Genomic DNA, 18,152 nt, shown 5'->3' on the forward strand with positions numbered 1-18,152 from the left:
TAGGTCGGCCGGATCGCGTCCGCTCATGCGGCTCTTGCGGCTCATGCGGTACGGGTCGATGTCGCCGAGGATGCCCGATCCGGGAGGCCGTCCTTTCCGTGGCGGGCCTGGTATGCGCGGCTGCCGCCGCTGTAAGTTCTCAAATGCTTATATTTATTGATCTTTGGCTCGGTCGCTGAGCGAACCGGCACTCCTCCCCCCGCACTCCGGAGTAATCCATGCCCGCAGCACTTGAGATCCACGGTCTGTGCAAGACCTTCGGTGAGAAGGTCGCCGTCGACCACGTGGATCTGAACATCCCCCAGGGTTCCTTCTACGGGCTCGTCGGGCAGAACGGCGCCGGCAAGACCACCACCCTGTCCATGGCCGTCGGCCTGTTGCGTCCCGACGAGGGCAACGCGCGGATCTTCGGCGCCGACGTGTGGTCCGACCCGGCCACGGCCAAGACGCTGGTCGGCGTGCTGCCCGACGGGATGGCCATGCCCGAACGGCTCACCGGCCGGGAGGTGCTGACCTACCTCGGCCTGCTCCGCGGGCTGCCGCGCGAGGTCGTCGACCAGCGCGCCGAGGAGCTGCTGTCGGTGCTGGAGCTCGACGAGGCGGAGAAGACGCTCGTCATCGAGTACTCCACCGGGATGCGCAAGAAGATCGGCCTGGCCACCGCCCTGCTGCACGCGCCGAGGCTGCTCGTGCTCGACGAGCCCTTCGAGGCCGTGGACCCGGTGTCCGCCGCGACGATCAAGACGATCCTGCGCGGTTTCGTGGCCGGTGGCGGGTCCATCGTGCTCTCCAGCCACGTCATGGCCCTCGTGGAGCAGCTCTGCGACCACGTCGCGGTGATCGACAAGGGCAGGGTGGCCGCCGCGGGGTCCCTGGACGAGGTCCGCGGCACCGGCTCCCTCGAAGACACCTTCGTCGGTCTGGTCGGCACCGCCGACGGCGGCGTGAAGGAGCTGACGTGGCTGTCGAACTGACCATGGTCAACATGAAGGTGGCCGTGCTCCGTCACTCGATGTCGGGGCAGCGGGCCGGCTTCGTCGTCATGGGCGCGGTGGTCGGCCTGGTCCTCGCGGCCGGCACGATCTTCACGGCCCTCTCCTGGCCGGAACTGCTCCCGGCCGTGTACGCCGTCTGGATGCTGGGCTGGATCTTCGGTCCCGTCTTCGCCGGGGGCGGCGACGAGACGCTCCGCCCGGAGTACTTCACGCTGCTCGGCCTGCGACCGCGCCGCCTGGCCTCGGGGCTGCTCATGGCGGCCTTCGTCGGGGTGGCGCCCGTGATCAGCCTCATCGCCCTGGCCGGGCTCACGGTCTCCGGCGCCCGGCGGGGCGTGGTGCCCGCGCTCGTCTCGGTCCCGGCGCTGCTGCTCCAGCTCGCGATGTTCGTCCTGCTCTCCCGGGTCGCGGTGGCCCTGCTCGGCCTGGCGCTGCGCTCCCGCGTGGGCGCGATCGGCGCCGGCCTGACCAACGGCCTGATCCTGGCCTTCCTCGGCCAGATCTGGGTCGTCTTCATGGCACTCGGGCAGACGTCAGGGCTCCCCCCGGTGGTGGCGACGGCGGCCCGCTACCTGCCCTCCGGCTGGGGGACGGTCGCGGTCGAGGCCGCCGCGTCCGCCGACTGGCCGCGGGCCCTGGCGGCCCTCGCCGGGATGGCGCTGCTGGTCGTCATGCTGCTGGCCGCGTGGGCGGTGCTGCTCACCCGGCGGACCGGGGCGTCCAGGGCGGCCACGAGGGGACGCCGGCCGATCCGGGCCACCACCGCCTCAGGCGCCGTCCTCGCCAAGGAACTGCGTACCTGGTCGCGTGACCTGGTGCGCACGCACCAGCTGACCTTCGCCCTCGCCTACGGCGTGTGCTTCGCCGGGGCCCCGCTGCTGCTGGGCTGGACGGGGATGCTGCCCTGGGCGGGGCCGGTCTTCGTCGTGATGGCCGCGGCCATGTCGGCCAACCTCTACGGCACCGACGGCACCGCGCTGTGGCTCATGCTCATGACGCCCGGCGCGCGTGACGTCCGGGGCCGGCAGCACGCGTGGCTGCTGACCGTCGCGCCCGTCGCCCTCGTGGTGACGGTCTCCCTCGCCGCGGTCACCGGCGGGCCGTGGCCCATGCTGCTCGCCGTCCTCCTCGCCATGCTGGGCGGCGGCGCCGGGCTGGTCCCCCTGATCTCGGTGTACGGGCTCATCCCCGGCACCGACCCGCACCGGCGCGGCGGCAACCCGCTGCGCTCCACGGAGGAGGACGGCGCGGTCACCGGCATGGTGTACGCGGTGCTGGCGCTGGTGGCCCTCACCGCGGCCCCCGCCGCGATCGTGACCGGGCTGCTCGGCTGGGCGGGCGTTGCCGTCGGCGCCCTGACGGGGGTGCTCTGCTACTGGGGGTTCGGGCTGCTCGCCGAGCGGCGGCTGCTGGAGAAGGGGCCCGAGCTGCTCGACACGATGCGCACCGGCCGCCGACCGGCTCCGAAGCCGGGCGCGAGAGGGCGGCTCCCCTTCGAGTCCCTGCCGCGCCACAAGCAGATCATCATCGGGCTCTGCTTCACGTTCGGCGCGATCCCGCTGTTCCCGCAGGGACTGCTGGCCGGCTACCTCAAGGTCTCGGAGAGCCCGACGCGGGCGTGGTTCCTGGCCCTCTACCTGCCGTCGTGGCTGCAGTGGCCCACGATCGTGTTCATGGTCCTGCTGGGGGTGGGCATCTACACGACGGGTGTGGTCCTCTCCTACCGCCGGAAGGAGGCCCCCGCGCTCAGCGATGAACGATGAGCCAGGTCGCGACGGCGGTGACGGTCTCCGAACGGTTGCCGATGATGTGGGGGCGGCTGCACGGGAAGGTGACGGAGTCGCCCTCGGCGAGGGTGACGACCTCCGACTCGAAGTCGATGGTCAGCTCGCCCCGGGTGACGGTCCCGACCTCGTAGCCCTCGTGCTTGAGGAAGTGGCCGTGGGCGTTGGAGATCGAGCCCGGCGGATAGGTCGACTCGAAGAACTCGACGTCGGGTGACGGCGTGGGCGAGAGCCTGCGGAAGGTGATGCCGCCGCTGAGCAGGATGGGGGCGACCTCCCACGAGCGCCGGACGGCGAACCGGCCGGCGGGCGTGTCCGGCCCCGCCGGGTCGGCGCCGGCCGCCTCCGCCGTGTCGAACACGGCCGCGAGCGGCACGCCGATCGCGGACACGAAGGCGATGAGCCTGCTGACGGACGGCCGCATCGTGCCGAGCTCGATCTGGGACACCGCGCTGGGCGAGATGCCGAGCTCGCGGGCGAGGGCCCGCAGCGACATCCCCGACCGGAGGCGCAGCTCGCGGAGCCTGCGGCCGAGGTGCTCGTTCGTGATGGCCTCGATCTCCGTGCCGGGTTCCGGGGTCATGGCTGTCACGGCCTCCACACCAATTGTCACAAGGCCTTTACGCGGGCGAAATTAGGGCTCGGGTGTCAAGGCATACATTGACGGCAGCTGTTAAGTGACCACTTAACAGCCCACGCCACAGCCCCGGTGACGGCCTTGGCCCGCACCGAGGCACGTCACCCGCCACCGGGCGGTCGCCACGGCTCCGCCGACACGCCATTCTCGCCGATCCTCCGAGTCGATCTTCCGAAACCGATTCTCCGAAGCCGTTCCTCCGAAGCCGTTCCTTCGGGCCGATCCTTCGACGGCCCCGGGGGGCGGCTCCCGGGCCGATCACCCGGGCCGATCTCCCGGCACCTTCCGCCCCGGCACACCCGCGCGCGGGACACACCGGTCCCCGCACCGTACCCCCCACGGAAGCTGGCAATGACCGAACACAGCGCACCGTCCCAGCCGAAATTACACGACGTCGTCGAGGCGGCCGGCATGCCCGTCGGCGCCGGGCTCGTCAAGCCCGGATACGACCCCCGCCTCGCGAACGAGGACCTGGCCCCGCTCCGCGAGCAGACGTGGTCCTCGTACAACATCTTCGCCTTCTGGATGTCCGACGTGCACAGCGTCGGCGGCTACGTCACCGCGGGCAGCCTGTTCGCCCTCGGGCTGGCGAGCTGGCAGGTCCTGTTCGCCCTGATCGTGGGCATCGTCATCGTGAACGTGTTCTGCAACCTGGTCGCCAAGCCGAGCCAGGTCACCGGCGTGCCGTACCCGGTCATCAACCGGGCGATCTTCGGGGTGCGCGGCGCGAACATCCCCGCGATCATCCGGGGCCTCATCGCGATCGCCTGGTACGGGGTGCAGACCTACCTCGCCTCCCAGTCGCTCATCATCATCTTCCTCAAGTTCTGGCCCGCGTCGGCGTCGCTGAACGAGGGCGGCTTCCTCGGCCTGTCCCCGCTCGGCTACATCTGCTACGCCATCCTCTGGGTCGCCCAGGCGGCCGTGTTCTGGAAGGGCATGGAGGCGATCAGGCGGTTCATCGACTGGGCCGGGCCCGCCGTGTACGTCGTCATGGTCGTGCTCGCTGTCTACCTGGTCAGCCAGGCGGGCTGGGAGAACATCAGCCTCGACCTCTCCGAGGGCGAGAACCTCGACTTCGGCGCGTCGATCCCGGTCATGCTCAGCGCGATCGCCCTCGTCGTCTCGTACTTCTCCGGGCCGATGCTGAACTTCGGCGACTTCTCCCGGTACGGGAGGTCGTTCGCGGCGGTGAAGAAGGGCAACCTCCTCGGGCTGCCGATCAACTTCCTGTTCTTCTCGCTGCTCACGGTGATCACCGCGTCGGCGACCGTGCCCGTGTTCGGCGAGCTCATCACCGACCCCATCCACACGGTCGAGCGCATCGACACGCCGTTCGCGATCCTGCTGGGCGGGCTCACCTTCGTCATCGCGACCATCGGCATCAACATCGTCGCGAACTTCATCTCCCCGGCGTTCGACTTCTCCAACGTGAACCCGCAGAAGATCAGCTGGCGGACCGGCGGCATGATCGCGGCGGTCGGCTCCGTGCTGCTCACGCCGTGGAACTGGTACAGCAACCCGGACGCCATCCACTACACGCTCGGCATCCTCGGCGCCCTGATCGGGCCGCTGTTCGGGATCCTGATCTCCGGTTACTACATCGTGAGCCGCCAGCGGGTGTGGGTGGACGACATGTTCACCCTCGAACCGACCGGACGCTACTTCTTCAGGGGCGGCTACAACCCCAACGCGATCTGGGCGACGGTGCTCAGCGGGGTCCCCGCGATCGCGTCGGTGCTCGTGCCGAAGATGCTGCTCGACCTGGGGCTCACCACGGCCGACGTGACCTGGATCGGCGACTACAGCTGGTTCGTCGGCTGCGGGCTCGGGTTCGTGGCGTTCACCGCGCTGGAGCGGAGGTCGCCGAGGATCGGCGCTCTCGACCGCGACGTCGAGCAGGTGTCGGACGGCACGACCCTGACCGGTTGATGACCCCCGTCGAAATCCGGGTGATCAATCCCAACACCGCCCGGGCCATGACCGAGAACATCGGCCGGTGCGCCCGGGCGGTCGCGGCGCCCTCCACCGTCGTCACGGCCGTCAGCCCGGCCATGGGCCCGGAGTCGATCGAGAGCCACTACGACGAGGCCCTGTCCGTGCCGGGCCTGCTGGCGGAGATCGCGGCGGGCGAGGCGGCGGGGGCGGACGGGTACGTCATCGCCTGCTTCGGCGACCCCGGCCTCGACGCCGCCCGCGAGCTGGCCTCGGGGCCGGTGGTCGGGATCGCCGAGGCGGCCATGCACGCCGCCACCCTGGTCGGCCGGAGCTTCAGCGTCGTGACGACCCTCGCCAGGACCACGGGCCGGGCGTGGGACCTCGCCACCCGGTACGGCTTCGCGGGCGCGTGCCGGGGGGTGCACGCCTGCGACATCCCCGTACTGGAGCTGGACGACCCCTCGTCGGACGCGCGGAGGGTGGTGACCGCCCTGTGCGCCGAGGCCGTGGAGCGGGACGGCTGCGACTCGATCGTGCTCGGCTGCGCGGGCATGGCCTCGTTCTGCGCGGACGTCTCCCGCGCCGTCGGCGTCCCGGTGATCGACGGCGTGGCCGTGGCGACCAAGCTCGTCGAGTCGCTGGTCCACCTCGGCCTGCGGACGAGCACCCGGGGCGAGTTCGCCCCTCCGGGCCCCAAGAGGTACACGGGCCTGCTGCGGGACTTCTCCGTCTGACGTACGAGACGACACGGGGGAGGGGGCGGCCTCGGTCGATCGGTGCGTGGAGGGAGGACGATGTCGCCGGCCCGGAGGGCGCCGATGGCACGCCTTTCACTGAGGAAACATGACACAAGGTGTCGGGTTTTCGGGCGAGCATGGCCCCACCGGCCGACGTCGACGGCGGCCGTGGACCGGCCCCTACGGATGGACAAGGACTTCGATGCGCGAAACGCCAGAGGAGCTCAAAGAGCTTCAGGCCCTCCTCGACGTCTCCCTCTCCCGTTCCACCTCGCACCTCCGCTCGATCATCAACGGCGAGCACACCCTTACCGCGGAGCAGCTCACCCGGGTCCTCACCGGCATGCGCACCCTCGCGCTGTCCACCGTGACGGCGAAGGGCGAGCCGCGGATCAGCGGTGTGGACGGGCACTTCCTGCACGGGAAGTGGCACTTCGGCACGGCACGCGACGCCGCCAAGGCCCGCCACCTCGCCGCCAGGCCCGCCGTCAGCGCCGCGCACCTGCGCGGTGAGGAACTGGGCGTGTTCACGCACGGCACGGTGGAGACCCTCAACCCCCGGGACGGCGAGCCGGCCGCGGACTGGCCGGACCTGCGCGCGTACCTCAAGGGCTTCTACGACGACGACGCCTTCGACTGGGACGGCGAGGTGGTCTACTACCGGCTGCATCCGCACTGGATGACCGTCTACACCTCCGACGTCGCGAAGCTCACCGCGGCACCCCGGTCCTGATCCGCGGCCCTGTCCTCAGCGAGACCGATGCCCTCCCGACGGGACCGCTCCGAACCTCCGCGTCCAACGAGCTGTCAGGCCGTCGCCGGTCCGTCGATGGGACCAGCCTGCCGGCGCCAGATGGTGAGGGGTGGGTATGGTAAAGCGCTTTCCGAAAGTCTGCAAGTCATGACGCATCCATGAACCCCTCGTTCCACGAAAAGCCCCATAAGTGACTTTAAGGACGGGGTGGGTGATATGCAGCTGGTGCTTCAGGCAGCGGTCGCCGGGATGATCGCCGCGACCGCTCTGATGGTGGTGGTCGCGGGGCGTTACTGGCACCGTCACCGGAACCGGTGGCCCGCCCCGGGGGAGTTGCGGACGGATGATGGGGAATTCCCGTCGCCTCGGGGACCCGAGGGCCGAGATGGCGTGCGCCACGAGACTTCGTACCTCTCGGTGACGTCCCTGGTCTCGGCGAGCGTCCGCGTCACAGGGGCGGGGTGCGGCGCAGTGTCGCCGCCGCGTCCTGGAGGGCGTCCAGCAGGGGTACGAGCAGGGGATGGCGCCCGGCGCCTCGGGGTACGGCGGTGAAGACGCGGCGCTCGAGGCCGGGGTTGCCCGGGTAGAGGCCGATCCAGGTCTCGCCCGACAGGTCCGCGACCGTCATCCCGCTCCCGGAGATCAGAACAGCCCGAGGTGGTCGAGGAGTTTGCCGGTGGCGTCGATCAGTGCGCGTTCGGACGCTATCGCGTGGTCCGCTTCCGCTGTTTCCACCACCTCGTCGGGGAACTCCGGATATTCGAGTTCGTTGCGCCTGCGGCGCATGGTGCCGTACGGCTCGAACGTGGGGCCGAACTGCCGGATCACGGCTTGCTGGACGGCGTAGTGGCCGCCGGAGGTCGTGGCCCGTAAGCCCTGTTGTGCCAGCAGGCCGGCACAGGCGAAGCGCGCCGCGTCATAGGCGAGTGTGTAGGCGGAGTTCGGATCGGTTGCCCTGAGCCCTTCGGCGCTGGCGAGGGTGGTGGTCGCCTTCTCCAGCCATCCACTGCCGTCGGTGGCCTCGCCACGGACGCGCTGGAGTTCGCCGGAGGTCAACATCCGCTCGACGTCCGCTTCGCCACGTGTCCACCGCGTCATGGGCCGGGTCTCTCCGATCAGGTGTGGATCTCGGCGGTCAGGTCGATCACGGGGGCTGACCTGATCTGCCTGATGAGGGCGTCGGCCTCCGCGTTCCAGCGGCGGGTGGAGGCGAGGACGGGATTGACCGGCATGCCGATGCGTTCCTGAGCACGGTCGGCGGCGGCGTAGAGGGCGGCACGGTCGACCTCGCCGACGACGAGTATGTCAATGTCGTGGGGGACAGGTCCTGGGTTTCCGGCATGGCGGGCGGCCCACGAGCCGAAGATGAGCAGGCGCTCGGTGCCGGGAATGCCGGCGAACTCCTCGCTGATGATCGTACGAGGTCCGTACACGTAGCTCAGGATCTCGGTCACGGGCCGACACAGCGGATGGCCGGTGTTGGCGCGCAGGACGTGGGAACGCCCGATCTCGGTGGTAGTGATCAACTGGGCGTCGATGAGGCGATGAACCTCGGCGTGCAAGGTTGAGGGGGCCACGCCCAGATCTCGGGCGAGAGAGGCGAGAGTCCAGTCCTGCCGGGGCCGTAGATAGATGGCGGCCAGGATCTCCGCCTGGCTCCGAGTCCTGAAGATGGGAACGATCGGCGCCGCGACGCTTCGCATGAGCCGAATATATCTTCGGTTATACCGAACATCAATTGTCGTGATGACAGCGGGCGGGTCTACGTCACCGAGCGCGGTGGTAGAGGAAGCGATGGTGGTCGTCACGAACCTTCAGGGTGACGAGGTTCGGTTCAGGGCCGTCGCGGTGTGCCGGAGGGCGTCCAGCAGGGGTACGAGGAGGGGATGGCGCTCGGCGCCTCGGCGTACCGCGGTGAAGACGCGGCGCTCGGGGCCGGGGACCGGGCGGATCACCACGCCGGACAGGTCGGTGCCGCGCAGGGCCAGGCGCGGCACCATCGCCACCCCGGAGCCGGCGGCGGCCAGCGCGACCACCGCGCTGAAGTCGTCGGAGGAGTGGGCGAACTCGGGGGTGAAGCCCGCGTGCTCGCAGGCCAGCGCGATCACGTCGTGGCAGGGGTTGCCCGGGTAGGGGCCGATCCAGGTCTCGCCCGACAGGTCCGCGACCGCCACCTCGCCCCCGGAGAGGCGATGGCCCCGGGGGAGCACCAGGTCGAACGGCTCCGAGTAGAGAGCGATGCGCGACAGCCGCCGGTCGTCCTCGGCCGGGGCCCCGCGGTACTCCACGGCCACGGCCGCGTCCACCGCGCCGTCCAGGACCATGGTCAGGCTCTGGTCGCCCTCGGCGTCCAGGACGCGCACCCGGATGCCGGGCTCCTTGTCCCGCAGGACGCCGACCGCGGGTGCCACGACCAGCCCGATCGCGGTGGCGAAGGAGGCCACCTTCACCTCGCCCGCGGTGCCGGCCGTGTAGGCGGCGATGTCGGCCCCGGCCCGTTCAAGCTGGGCGAAGATCTCATTGGCGTGGTCGAGGAGGATGCGCCCGACGGCGGTGAGCCGCACGCCCCGGCCGTCGCGGTCGAGCAGCCGGTGGCCCACCTCGTGTTCCAGGGCGACGAGCTGCTGGGAGACCGCCGAGGGGGTCAGGTGCAGCGCGGCGGCGGCCGCGGTGACCGTGCGGTGGTCGGCCACCGCACGCAGGGTTCTGAGCCGCCGCGTGTCAATCACCTACGTATTGTCGCCGAGGTCGTCCGTGAACTGCGACAAAGGCCCTTTTGGTGGTTGTCGAGGGCACTTTGTCCACAGGCTGTGGGTGACTGTTCCCGGGGCGGCGTGCGACCGTTCAGCCTCGGGCGGCGGCGAAGGCCTCCAGGGCGCGGTCGACGTCCTCGGCCGAGTGGGCCGCGGACAGCTGGACCCGGATGCGGGCCTGGCCGTGCGGGACCACGGGATAGGAGAAGCCGATCACGTAGACGCCCCGCTCCAGCAGGCGTTCGGCCATCGCGGCGGCCTCGGCGGCGTCGCCGATCATCACCGGGACGATGGGGTGGTCACCGGGCAGGATGTCGAACCCGGCCTCGGTCATGCCGGTGCGGAACCGCTCGGTGTTGGCGCGCAGCCTCGTCCGGGCCTCGTCGGAGCCGCTGATCAGGTCGAGGACGCGCAGCGACGCGGCGGCGATCACCGGGGCGAGGGAGTTGGAGAACAGGTAGGGGCGCGAGCGCTGGCGGAGCAGCTCGCAGATCTCCCTGCGCGCCGCCACGTAGCCGCCGCTGGCCCCGCCGAGGGCCTTGCCGAGCGTGCCGGTGAGGATGTCGACCCGGTCCCGCACGCCGTGCAGCTCGGGGGTGCCCCCGCCGTGTTCGCCGACGAAGCCGACGGCGTGGGAGTCGTCGACCATCACCATGGCCCCGTACCGCTCGGCCAGGTCGCAGATCTCGGCCAGCGGCGCGACGTAGCCGTCCATGGAGAAGACGCCGTCGGTGACGATAAGCCTGCGCCGGGCGTCGGCGGACTCCTTGAGGCGCGCCTCCAGCTCGGCCAGGTCGCGGTTGGCGTAGCGCAGGCGTCGCGCCTTGGACAGGCGGATGCCGTCGATGACGCTCGCGTGGTTGAGGGCGTCGGAGATCACCGCGTCGCGGTCGTCGAGCAGCGTCTCGAACACGCCGCCGTTGGCGTCGAAGCACGAGCTGTACAGGACGGTGTCCTCCTGGCCGAGGAAGTCCGACAGCCGCGCCTCCAGCTCCTTGTGCACCTCCTGGGTGCCGCAGATGAAGCGGACCGAGGCCATGCCGAAGCCCCAGCGGTCGAGGGCCTCCTGGGCGGCGGCGACCACCTCGGGGTGGTCGGCCAGGCCGAGGTAGTTGTTGGCGCAGAAGTTGAGGACCTCACCGCCGTCCGCGACCGCGATCCCGGCGCGCTGCGGGGTGGTGATGACCCGTTCGGGCTTGAGCAGCCCGGCCTCGGCGATCTCGTTCAGGGTCGTGCGGAAGTCGTCGCGGAGATTGTCGAACATCAGGCGGTCCAATCCGAAATGATCTTGCCGGGGACGTCGCGGGAGCCGGACATCAGGCCGTCCAGTCCAGGATGACCTTGCCGGTCCTGCCCCCGGCGGCGGTGTCGAAGGCCGCGTCGAAGTCGCGGTAGGAGAAGCGGTCGGTGATCACCGGGGAGAGGTCGAGGCCCTTCTCCAGCAGCACGGACATGGCGTACCACGTCTCGTACATCTCCCGGCCGTAGATGCCCTTGAGGGTGATCATCGAGGTCACGATCGTCGCGAAGTCGACGGCGAACTCCTCGGCGGGCAGGCCGAGCATGGCGATCTTCCCGCCGTGCGACATGGAGGCGATCATGTCGCGGAGCGCCGTCGGGTTCCCGGACATCTCCAGGCCCACGTCGAAGCCCTCGCGCATGCCCAGCCCGTCCATGCCCTCCCGGACGGACGTCTCGGCGACGTTCAGCGCCAGGGTGACCCCGAGCTTGCGGGCCAGCTCCAGCCGTTCGGGACTGATGTCGGTGACGACCACGTTGCGGGCGCCCACGTGGGTGGCCACCGCGGCGGCCATCAGCCCGATCGGCCCGGCGCCGGAGATCAGCACGTCCTCGCCGACCATCGGGAACGTCAGGGCGGTGTGCACCGCGTTGCCGAACGGGTCGAAGATCGCGGCCACGTCGAGGTCGACCGGGACCCGGTGCACCCAGACGTTGGAGGCCGGGAGCGTCAGGTATTCGGCGAAGGCGCCGTCGCGGTTGACCCCCAGCCCGACGGTGCTGCGGCACAGGTGCCGCCGCCCGGCCATGCAGTTGCGGCACTTGCCGCAGACCAGGTGTCCCTCGCCGCTGACCAGGTCACCGGGGGCGATGTCCTCCACGCCAGGCGCCACCTCGACGACCTCGCCGCAGAACTCGTGGCCGATGACGAGCGGCGTCCGCAGCGTCTGCCGGGCCCACGCGTCGAAACTCCGGATGTGCAGGTCGGTGCCGCAGATCCCGGTGCGCAGCACCCTGATCAGCACCTCGCCCGGACCGACGGACGGCTCGGGCACGTCGGCCAGCCACAGGCCCGGTTCGGCCCTCTCCTTGACCAGCGCTTTCATAGCGGATTCCCCCTCAGCTCCGACCCTACGCACTGTGCCCGGTCGCCTTCGGGGGTGTCCATCGCGGTTTTCTTAACCCCACCCACAGCATTGCTTCACGCCAGGCCCCCGAGACCTAGAGGGTTACCCAGACATTTGACCGCAAACCGATCAGAAGGGGCGGCCCTCGCCGTCGGAGCGCCCATCACGAGATCGGTCCTCCCACCCGGGGGGCCGGGCGGGAGGACCGAGGGACCTCGGGGGAGTCAGTGGGTGGTGCGGTGGTGCTGCTCCTCCCGCGTCCCCGTACCCAGGAGGTCGTCGCCGGGCAGGTGCGCGGGCGGCGCGTTGAGCTGGCGGGGCCCCAGATCGGCCTCGGCAGCCTCGGCGACCGCGTCGGCGGCGGCCTGCTCGGCCAGCTTCCGCTCCTCGGCCGCGGCCTCGTTGACCCTGGGGGCCTCGCGAACGGCCGACGACTGCGGCAGCGCCTCGGTGAACGCCTTGGAGACCCCCTGGATCGCGGAGGTGACCTCGCTGGGGATCACCCAGAACGTGTTGTTCGGGCCCTTGGCCAGCTCGGGCAGCACCTGCAGGTACTGGTACGCCAGCAGCTTGGGGTCGGGGTCGTTGCGGTGCACGGCCTGGAAGACCTCGTCGATGGCCTGCGACTGGCCCTCGGCCTTGAGGATCGCGGCGCTCCGGTCACCCTCGGCCCGCAGGATCGCGCTCTGCTTGTCACCCTCGGCGGTGAGGATCTGCGACTGCCGCTGGCCCTCGGCGTTGAGGATCGCGGCGCGCTTGTCCCGCTCGGCGCGCATCTGCTTCTCCATCGCCTCCTTGATGCTCTTGGGCGGGTCGATGGCCTTGATCTCCACCCGGTTGACCCGGATGCCCCACTTGCCGGTGGCCTCGTCCAGCACCCCGCGCAGCTGGCTGTTGATCGTGTCGCGCGAGGTCAGCGTCATCTCCAGGTCGAGCGAGCCGACGACGTTGCGCAGCGTGGTGACCGTGAGCTGCTCCACGGCCTGGATGTAGTTGGCGATCTCGTACGCCGCCGCCCGGGGGTCGGTGACCTGGAAGTACAGGACCGTGTCGATCTCGACGACCAGGTTGTCCTCGGTGATCACCGGCTGGGGCTTGAAGGAGACGACCTGCTCGCGCAGGTCGATCATCGGATAGACCCGGTCGATGTAGGGGATGACGAAGTTCAGGCCGGGCTTCAGCGTGCTGTGGTAGCGGCCCAGCCGCTCCACGTTGCGGGCCCGGGCCTGGGGGACGATGCGCACCGAGCGGATCACGGTGAACACCGCCAACAGGACGATGAGCAGTCCGGCTATGAGCAGAGCGTCCATGGTGTCACTCCCGTGGATACACGAGCGCGGTCGCGCCCTCGATCTCGATGACGTCGACGGTCGCCCCGGCGGGTATCACCAGGGTCTCGTCGTAGGCTCTGGCGGACCATTCCTCACCGCCGATCCGCACCCGGCCGTCCATGCCGGTCACCTCGCGCAGGACGTAGGCGGGCTTGCCCACGAGCGCCTGGATCCCGAACCGCTGGCCGCGGGGTTGCCGCATGGTGAGATGGCGCTTGGCGATGGGCCGGACCACGACCACCCCGGTGACCAGGGAGGCGATGAACACCACGAGCTGGAGCGGGACCGGCAGGCCGATCAGGGCGGCGACGGAGGTGATGAGGGCGGCGCCCCCGAGCAGGCCGAGAGCGGTGGTCAGGGTGAGTATCTCGGCGACTCCCAGCGCCACCGCCAAGATCAACCAGATGACCCAATATTCCATGCTCCGGCCCTCCTGCCTGTACAACGCGCCGGACGTCTGGGAGGTTCCTCTCCTACGGTATGTCCTCCGCCCGATCGCCGACAGGCCCGGCTCTTCCGCCGGTCGCCGGAGCTACCGGGCGGGCTCGATCGTGCCCGAGACCGCACCCAGGGTGATCACGCTCCCGCCGGGCCCGGGGGCGGTCGCGGTGATCGTGACGGTGTCCCCGTCCTCCAGGAACGTCCTGGTCGAGCCGTCGGGCAGTTTCAGTGCTTCGGTCCCGTTCCAGGTCAGCTCGATCAGCGAGCCGCGCTCGCCGGGGGCGGAGCCGGAGACCGTGCCGCTGGCGTAGAGGTCGCCGGTGCGCAGGGCGGCGCCGTTGACGGTCATGTGGGCGAGCATCTGCTCGGGCGTCCAGTACATGTCCCGGTACGGGGGCCGGGAGACGACCTCGCCGTTCACGGAGACCTCCAGCCGCAGGTCGAGCCCCCACGGCTCGTCGCGACGCAGGTAGCCGAGCGGTTCGGGGTCCTGCGGCCTGCCCTCGACGCGCGCCTCCGACAGGGCCGCCAGCGGGGTGATCCACGGCGACACCGAGGTGGCGAAGGACTTGCCTAGGAACGGGCCCAGCGGGACGTACTCCCACGCCTGGATGTCGCGGGCGCTCCAGTCGTTGACCAGGGTCACGCCGAACACGTGGTCCTCGAACCGCCCGGCCCGGTCGCCGAGGGCCGTGGGCACGCCGACGACGAATCCCAGCTCCGCCTCGATGTCCAGCTTGGCGGACGGGCCGAAGACCCCCGCGCCGCGCTGGCCGGAGGGGCGGGTGACCGGGGTGCCGGACACGACGACCGTCCCGGCCCTGCCGTGGTAGCCGACCGGCAGGTGCCGCCAGTTCGGCTTGAGCGGCTCCTCGTCGGGGCGGAACATCCGGCCCAGGTTGGAGGCGTGCTCCAGCGAGCAGTAGAAGTCGACGTAGTCGGCCACCTCGACCGGCAGGTGCAGCGTGACCTGGTCGAGCGGGACGAGGTGCGGCCCCATCACCGCCTGGTCGGTGCTCAGCTTGTTCTGGATCAGGACCCGGGTGTCGCGCCAGGCGGCCGGGCCCCTGGACATGAAGGCGTTGAGCGAGCCGGTGGCGAACACCTCGTCGTGCAGGGCCCCGGCCAGGTCCACCACGTGGTCGCCGTACCGGACGCCGACGCGAGGGGTCTCCCCCTCGTGGCGGGAGAAGACTCCGTAGGGCAGGTTCTCCAGGCCCCAAGACATCACGCGTTCTCCTCTTCTGTTCCGGTGGTCACCGTGGGCGGGCGCCGGTCGATCAGGCACAGGGCCGTCAGGTCCTCGATCGGGGTGTGCGTGTCGCACGACCCGTACGACACCAGCAGCTCCCTGGCGCGCGTCGCGGTGGCGTCGGGCACGGCCTGGGCCAGGCGTACCAGCTCGCCGACGTCGGTCAGCTTCAGCACCGGCACCGGGTCGCGCTCCTCCACGGCCGCGCAGACCGCGAGGACCAGGTTGAGGAAGCCGTGGCGGTCCACGCCCAGCACGGGGTCGAAGTGGCGGACCGCGTTGTGCAGCCCGGCGGTCGCCTTGAACGGCACGCCGTGCTGCGCGCAGTGCGCGATGAGGGCGCCCAGGTCCGCCGCGCTGGGGAAGGCTCCGGCGCTCAGCCCGCCGCAGCGGAACTTCAGGCCGGGGCCCGCGGCGTCACGCGGCAGGGAGGCGCGGTCGTCCGGGGAGACCTCCACGAACAGCCGGGCGCCGCCGGGCAGCCGCCCGGCCAGCCGCTCCGACACGCTCCGGGGGGTCTCGCCCGGCGCCTGGCGCACCTCGACCAGCTCGACGGCGACGTCCTCGAGGGACGGGACGTCGGGGGTGTCCAGGATCAGGCCGAGCCGGATCGGGAAGGTCAGGTGGTCGCGAAGCTCCGCCAGGCGTCCGGCGGGGCAGAGGAAGCGGTGGGTGAGCACCGGGTCGTTGCCCGCCAGGTCGTTCCTGTGCCGCTCCAGGGCCTCGGCCATCGGCAGGCCGGTCGGCGGGAACAGCCCGGCGTCGTCGACGAGTTCCCGGAAGAGCACCGCCGTTCTCACTCCCACGTCGTTCACAGTCGCGCCCGTCCCCGTGCTCGTGTGTGCGCTCATGGTCCTGTCCCTACCCCGTGGCGGGCGGGTGATCGTGCCTCGCGTCGCCGGCGACGGGCCCGCGTCCCGGGCCACTCCTGGGCCGCGTCCTGGACCGTGTCCGTCAACGGGCCCATGTCCACGCGTACGCGGGGTCCTCCACCGACAGCCCTGCCGGGCCCAGGTCGAGGGGGCGGAAGGTGTCGACCATCACGGCCAGCTCGCTCGTCTGCGTGTGGCCCTGCCGCACCGCCTCGATGACGGCCTCGACGGCGCCAGGCTGCGGGCCGTGCGTGAATCCCGCCGGGTGCAGCGAGACCGAGCCCACGTCGATGCCCGAGCCCCTGCGCGCGGTGTAGTCGCCCCCCGCGTAGAACATCAGCTCGTCGGAGTCGACGTTGTGGTGGTTGTACGGGATCGGGATCGCGTCCGGGTGGAAGTCGAGCGGCCGGGGGCAGAACGAGCAGATCACGAAGTTGGGGCCCTCGAAGGTCTGGTGCACCGGCGGCGGGGCGTGGGTGCGCTTCACGACCGGCTCGAAGTCGTTGATGTTGAACGCGTACGGGTAGAGGCAGCCGTCCCAGCCGACCACGTCGAACGGGTGGTCGCGGTAGACCAGCCGGGTGAGCCCGCCGCGCGTGCGGACCAGCACCGGCACCTCCTCGCCCTCGGCGATCATGGGCTCCTGCGGGGTGCGCAGGTCGCGCTCGGAGTAGGGCGCGTGCTCCAGGAACTGGCCGTACTTGGACAGGTAGCGCTTGGGCGGCCGGATGTGGCCCGCCGCCTCGATGACGAACGCCGTGACGGGGCCACGCGGCACCCAGCGGTGGATCGTCCCGGTGGGGATGACGACGTAGTCGCCCTCCCCGGCCTCGATCGCCCCGTACGTCGACTCGAACCCGACCCGCCCGCTCGCGATGTAGACGCACTCGTCGCCCATGGAGTTGCGGTAGAGCCCGCTGGCCTCCTCGCTCGCGGCGTACGACATGCGGACGTCGGCGTTCCCGGCGAGCAGCCCGCGCCCGGTGACCAGGTCACCGCCGGCGGGCAGGTCCTGGGTGCGCAGGTGGCGGGGGGAGAGGGGCACGTTGGGGGTGAGGAGCCCCTTCGACGCGTCGGGCTCGACGGCCTCGGCCTTGATGATCGCGGTGGGGAGGTGGCGGTGGTAGAGCAGCGACGAGTCGCTGGAGAACCCCTCCTCGCCCATCAGCTCTTCGGCGTACAGCCCGCCGTCGGGCCGCCGGAACTGCACGTGCCGCTTGCGGGGGATCTCCCCTACGACCCGGTAGTACGGCATCCGCTTCTCCCGCCTATGTCCGCTTATCGGACGCATGCGTCCTTTATACGAACAACCATCTGTCAGGGGCGGGGAGATGTCAAACGTCGTCCCCGTCCGGGCCGGGGGTGTCCCGGCCCAGACCCCGGCGGATCGCGATCTCCACGGGCGAGTACGCGCCGTCGGCCCGCTCCAGCTCGTACGGCACGGCCGGCATCAGCGGAGGCTGGGCCATGAAGCGCGGCCGCGCCCCGTGGTGCGGTTGCGCCGCGTGCACCAGGAACGGATGGCACAGGAAGACGTCGCCCGGGGACCCGGTGGCGAGGGCGAGCGGCCGGTGGTCGGACGCCGCCACCAGGCCGGGCGCGAGGGCCAGCCCGCTCGCCCCGTCCTCCCCGTACCTCTCCAGCACCTCCGGCACGTCGAGGTGTGAGCCGACCCGGATCCGGGTCGGGGCGTCCTCCTCGCCGACCTCGCTGAACAGGAACAGCATCAGCAGCGCCCGGCCCCGGGAGCGCAGGTTCGTGAAGTACCAGCTCTCGCCCTCCGGCAGGTAGCTCCCCTCGATGTGCCAGCCCGCGTCGTCCGGCTCCTCCTCGTGCGGGAAGCGCAGCGGGAAGGAGCCCAGCGAGTAGCGCGGCTCCCAGCGTCCCGCGCCGACGAGCAGGTCGTACGCGTGCTGCAGGGACGGGGAGTTGGGCGCGGCGGCGAACGGCCCCTGCGCCATGTCGGCCACCCAGTGCACGGGCCGCGTCCACGTCGCCGGGTCGTCCGGGTCGCAGCCCGTCTCCCGCCACAGCAGCCGCGCGCAGTCCGCGGCCACGCGCGGCGCGACGGCGCCCTCCAGCTTCACGAAGCCGTCGCGGAGGAAGCGGGATACCAGGGTCGTGTCATCCATGCCTCCATCGTGCGGCGGCACCGGCCCCGGTCGCCCGACATTCTCCGCACCGCCTTTGTCGGGTGCTCTTGCCGCTCCTCTGAGGCCGGAGGCGACCGCTCCGACGACCGTGTGACGCCTTGGGAACCTGGGCGGTACGAGTCGTGGGTGCCTCCTCGTG

18 protein-coding genes are annotated in these 18,152 nt (G+C 70.8%); 5 read left to right on the forward strand and 13 right to left on the reverse strand.

Going from position 1 to position 18,152, the window contains the following annotated elements; translation table 11 throughout:
- The first annotated feature begins 218 nt into the window (after window positions 1–218).
- Entirely contained in the window at window positions 219–974 is a 756-nt protein-coding gene (locus AC5L38_RS28080; protein ID WP_495245825.1) for an ABC transporter ATP-binding protein, read from the forward strand.
- On the forward strand, window positions 959–2,758 hold the full coding sequence (locus tag AC5L38_RS28085) for a GumC domain-containing protein (RefSeq protein ID WP_495245826.1): 1,800 nt from the start codon (window positions 959–961) through the stop codon (window positions 2,756–2,758). The genes AC5L38_RS28080 and AC5L38_RS28085 overlap by 16 nt, the downstream gene beginning before the upstream one ends.
- On the opposite strand, the gene AC5L38_RS28090 is transcribed toward AC5L38_RS28085, so the two are convergent.
- Window positions 2,742–3,362, reverse strand: a complete 621-nt coding sequence (locus tag AC5L38_RS28090) for a helix-turn-helix domain-containing protein (RefSeq protein WP_495245993.1) — start codon at window positions 3,360–3,362, stop codon at window positions 2,742–2,744. The genes AC5L38_RS28085 and AC5L38_RS28090 overlap by 17 nt on opposite strands.
- A gap of 405 nt (window positions 3,363–3,767) precedes the next feature.
- Between AC5L38_RS28090 and AC5L38_RS28095 the strand changes: the two genes are divergently transcribed.
- The 3 genes from AC5L38_RS28095 (at window position 3,768) to AC5L38_RS28105 (ending at window position 6,824) form a co-directional block, all read left to right on the forward strand.
- Window positions 3,768–5,348: an NCS1 family nucleobase:cation symporter-1 gene (locus AC5L38_RS28095; RefSeq protein ID WP_495245827.1), complete on the forward strand. Its 1,581-nt coding sequence runs from the start codon at window positions 3,768–3,770 to the stop codon at window positions 5,346–5,348.
- Complete coding sequence (locus AC5L38_RS28100; RefSeq protein WP_495245828.1) at window positions 5,348–6,088, forward strand: aspartate/glutamate racemase family protein; 741 nt, start codon at window positions 5,348–5,350, stop codon at window positions 6,086–6,088. Before AC5L38_RS28095 ends, AC5L38_RS28100 begins: the two co-directional genes overlap by 1 nt.
- A 205-nt stretch (window positions 6,089–6,293) precedes the next feature.
- Window positions 6,294–6,824: a pyridoxamine 5'-phosphate oxidase family protein gene (locus tag AC5L38_RS28105; RefSeq protein ID WP_495245829.1), complete on the forward strand. Its 531-nt coding sequence runs from the start codon at window positions 6,294–6,296 to the stop codon at window positions 6,822–6,824.
- 469 nt (window positions 6,825–7,293) lie between these two features.
- Here AC5L38_RS28105 and AC5L38_RS28110 read toward each other — a convergent pair whose 3' ends face one another.
- The 12 genes from AC5L38_RS28110 to AC5L38_RS28165 all read right to left on the reverse strand — a co-directional run bounded on the left by AC5L38_RS28110 (window position 7,294) and on the right by AC5L38_RS28165 (window position 17,992).
- Window positions 7,294–7,473 carry a hypothetical protein gene (locus AC5L38_RS28110; protein ID WP_495245830.1) on the reverse strand — a complete coding sequence of 60 codons (180 nt, stop codon included), beginning with the start codon at window positions 7,471–7,473 and terminating at the stop codon, window positions 7,294–7,296.
- A gap of 14 nt (window positions 7,474–7,487) precedes the next feature.
- Window positions 7,488–7,943: a hypothetical protein gene (locus AC5L38_RS28115; RefSeq protein WP_495245831.1), complete on the reverse strand. Its 456-nt coding sequence runs from the start codon at window positions 7,941–7,943 to the stop codon at window positions 7,488–7,490.
- A 17-nt stretch (window positions 7,944–7,960) separates the two neighbouring features.
- Complete coding sequence (locus AC5L38_RS28120) at window positions 7,961–8,653, reverse strand: hypothetical protein (RefSeq protein WP_495245832.1); 693 nt, start codon at window positions 8,651–8,653, stop codon at window positions 7,961–7,963.
- Window positions 8,654–8,659: 6 nt separating this feature from the next.
- The gene (locus tag AC5L38_RS28125; protein ID WP_495245833.1) at window positions 8,660–9,574 is read right to left on the reverse strand and encodes a LysR family transcriptional regulator; all 915 of its coding nucleotides are present in this window, start codon (window positions 9,572–9,574) and stop codon (window positions 8,660–8,662) included.
- A gap of 115 nt (window positions 9,575–9,689) precedes the next feature.
- Window positions 9,690–10,862, reverse strand: coding sequence for a glycine C-acetyltransferase (locus tag AC5L38_RS28130; protein ID WP_495245834.1), 1,173 nt, complete (start codon window positions 10,860–10,862; stop codon window positions 9,690–9,692).
- A 52-nt stretch (window positions 10,863–10,914) separates the two neighbouring features.
- Window positions 10,915–11,943 (reverse strand): L-threonine 3-dehydrogenase, encoded by a 1,029-nt coding sequence (gene tdh, locus AC5L38_RS28135; RefSeq protein WP_495245835.1) that lies wholly within the window; start codon window positions 11,941–11,943, stop codon window positions 10,915–10,917.
- Window positions 11,944–12,188: 245 nt separating this feature from the next.
- Window positions 12,189–13,274, reverse strand: a complete 1,086-nt coding sequence (locus AC5L38_RS28140) for an SPFH domain-containing protein (RefSeq protein WP_495245836.1) — start codon at window positions 13,272–13,274, stop codon at window positions 12,189–12,191.
- Between the two features lie 4 nt (window positions 13,275–13,278).
- Window positions 13,279–13,716, reverse strand: a complete 438-nt coding sequence (locus tag AC5L38_RS28145) for an NfeD family protein (protein WP_495245837.1) — start codon at window positions 13,714–13,716, stop codon at window positions 13,279–13,281.
- A gap of 111 nt (window positions 13,717–13,827) precedes the next feature.
- The gene (gene fahA / locus AC5L38_RS28150; RefSeq protein ID WP_495245994.1) at window positions 13,828–14,964 is read right to left on the reverse strand and encodes a fumarylacetoacetase; all 1,137 of its coding nucleotides are present in this window, start codon (window positions 14,962–14,964) and stop codon (window positions 13,828–13,830) included.
- Entirely contained in the window at window positions 14,964–15,794 is an 831-nt protein-coding gene (locus tag AC5L38_RS28155; protein WP_495245838.1) for a hypothetical protein, read from the reverse strand. The genes fahA and AC5L38_RS28155 overlap by 1 nt, the downstream gene beginning before the upstream one ends.
- A 148-nt stretch (window positions 15,795–15,942) precedes the next feature.
- Window positions 15,943–17,115, reverse strand: a complete 1,173-nt coding sequence (locus tag AC5L38_RS28160) for a homogentisate 1,2-dioxygenase (RefSeq protein ID WP_495245839.1) — start codon at window positions 17,113–17,115, stop codon at window positions 15,943–15,945.
- 79 nt (window positions 17,116–17,194) lie between these two features.
- A complete protein-coding gene (locus AC5L38_RS28165; RefSeq protein WP_495245840.1) occupies window positions 17,195–17,992 on the reverse strand; it encodes a phytanoyl-CoA dioxygenase family protein in 798 nt (265 codons plus the stop codon).
- Between the last annotated feature and the right edge of the window lie 160 nt (window positions 17,993–18,152).

Source organism: Streptosporangium nanhuense (assembly GCF_059358815.1).

Bases quoted from the DNA above. Each gene is read 5' to 3' on its own strand.
- AC5L38_RS28080 (WP_495245825.1), top strand. From the start codon at position 219: ATGCCCGCAGCACTTGAGATCCACGGTCTGTGCAAGACCTTCGGTGAG.
- AC5L38_RS28090 (WP_495245993.1), bottom strand. From the start codon at position 3,362: ATGACCCCGGAACCCGGCACGGAGATCGAGGCCATCACGAACGAGCAC.
- AC5L38_RS28095 (WP_495245827.1), top strand. From the start codon at position 3,768: ATGACCGAACACAGCGCACCGTCCCAGCCGAAATTACACGACGTCGTC.
- AC5L38_RS28100 (WP_495245828.1), top strand. From the start codon at position 5,348: ATGACCCCCGTCGAAATCCGGGTGATCAATCCCAACACCGCCCGGGCC.
- AC5L38_RS28105 (WP_495245829.1), top strand. From the start codon at position 6,294: ATGCGCGAAACGCCAGAGGAGCTCAAAGAGCTTCAGGCCCTCCTCGAC.
- AC5L38_RS28110 (WP_495245830.1), bottom strand. From the start codon at position 7,473: ATGACGGTCGCGGACCTGTCGGGCGAGACCTGGATCGGCCTCTACCCG.
- AC5L38_RS28115 (WP_495245831.1), bottom strand. From the start codon at position 7,943: ATGACGCGGTGGACACGTGGCGAAGCGGACGTCGAGCGGATGTTGACC.
- AC5L38_RS28130 (WP_495245834.1), bottom strand. From the start codon at position 10,862: ATGTTCGACAATCTCCGCGACGACTTCCGCACGACCCTGAACGAGATC.
- tdh (WP_495245835.1), bottom strand. From the start codon at position 11,943: ATGAAAGCGCTGGTCAAGGAGAGGGCCGAACCGGGCCTGTGGCTGGCC.
- AC5L38_RS28140 (WP_495245836.1), bottom strand. From the start codon at position 13,274: ATGGACGCTCTGCTCATAGCCGGACTGCTCATCGTCCTGTTGGCGGTG.
- AC5L38_RS28145 (WP_495245837.1), bottom strand. From the start codon at position 13,716: ATGGAATATTGGGTCATCTGGTTGATCTTGGCGGTGGCGCTGGGAGTC.
- fahA (WP_495245994.1), bottom strand. From the start codon at position 14,964: ATGTCTTGGGGCCTGGAGAACCTGCCCTACGGAGTCTTCTCCCGCCAC.
- AC5L38_RS28160 (WP_495245839.1), bottom strand. From the start codon at position 17,115: ATGCCGTACTACCGGGTCGTAGGGGAGATCCCCCGCAAGCGGCACGTG.
- AC5L38_RS28165 (WP_495245840.1), bottom strand. From the start codon at position 17,992: ATGGATGACACGACCCTGGTATCCCGCTTCCTCCGCGACGGCTTCGTG.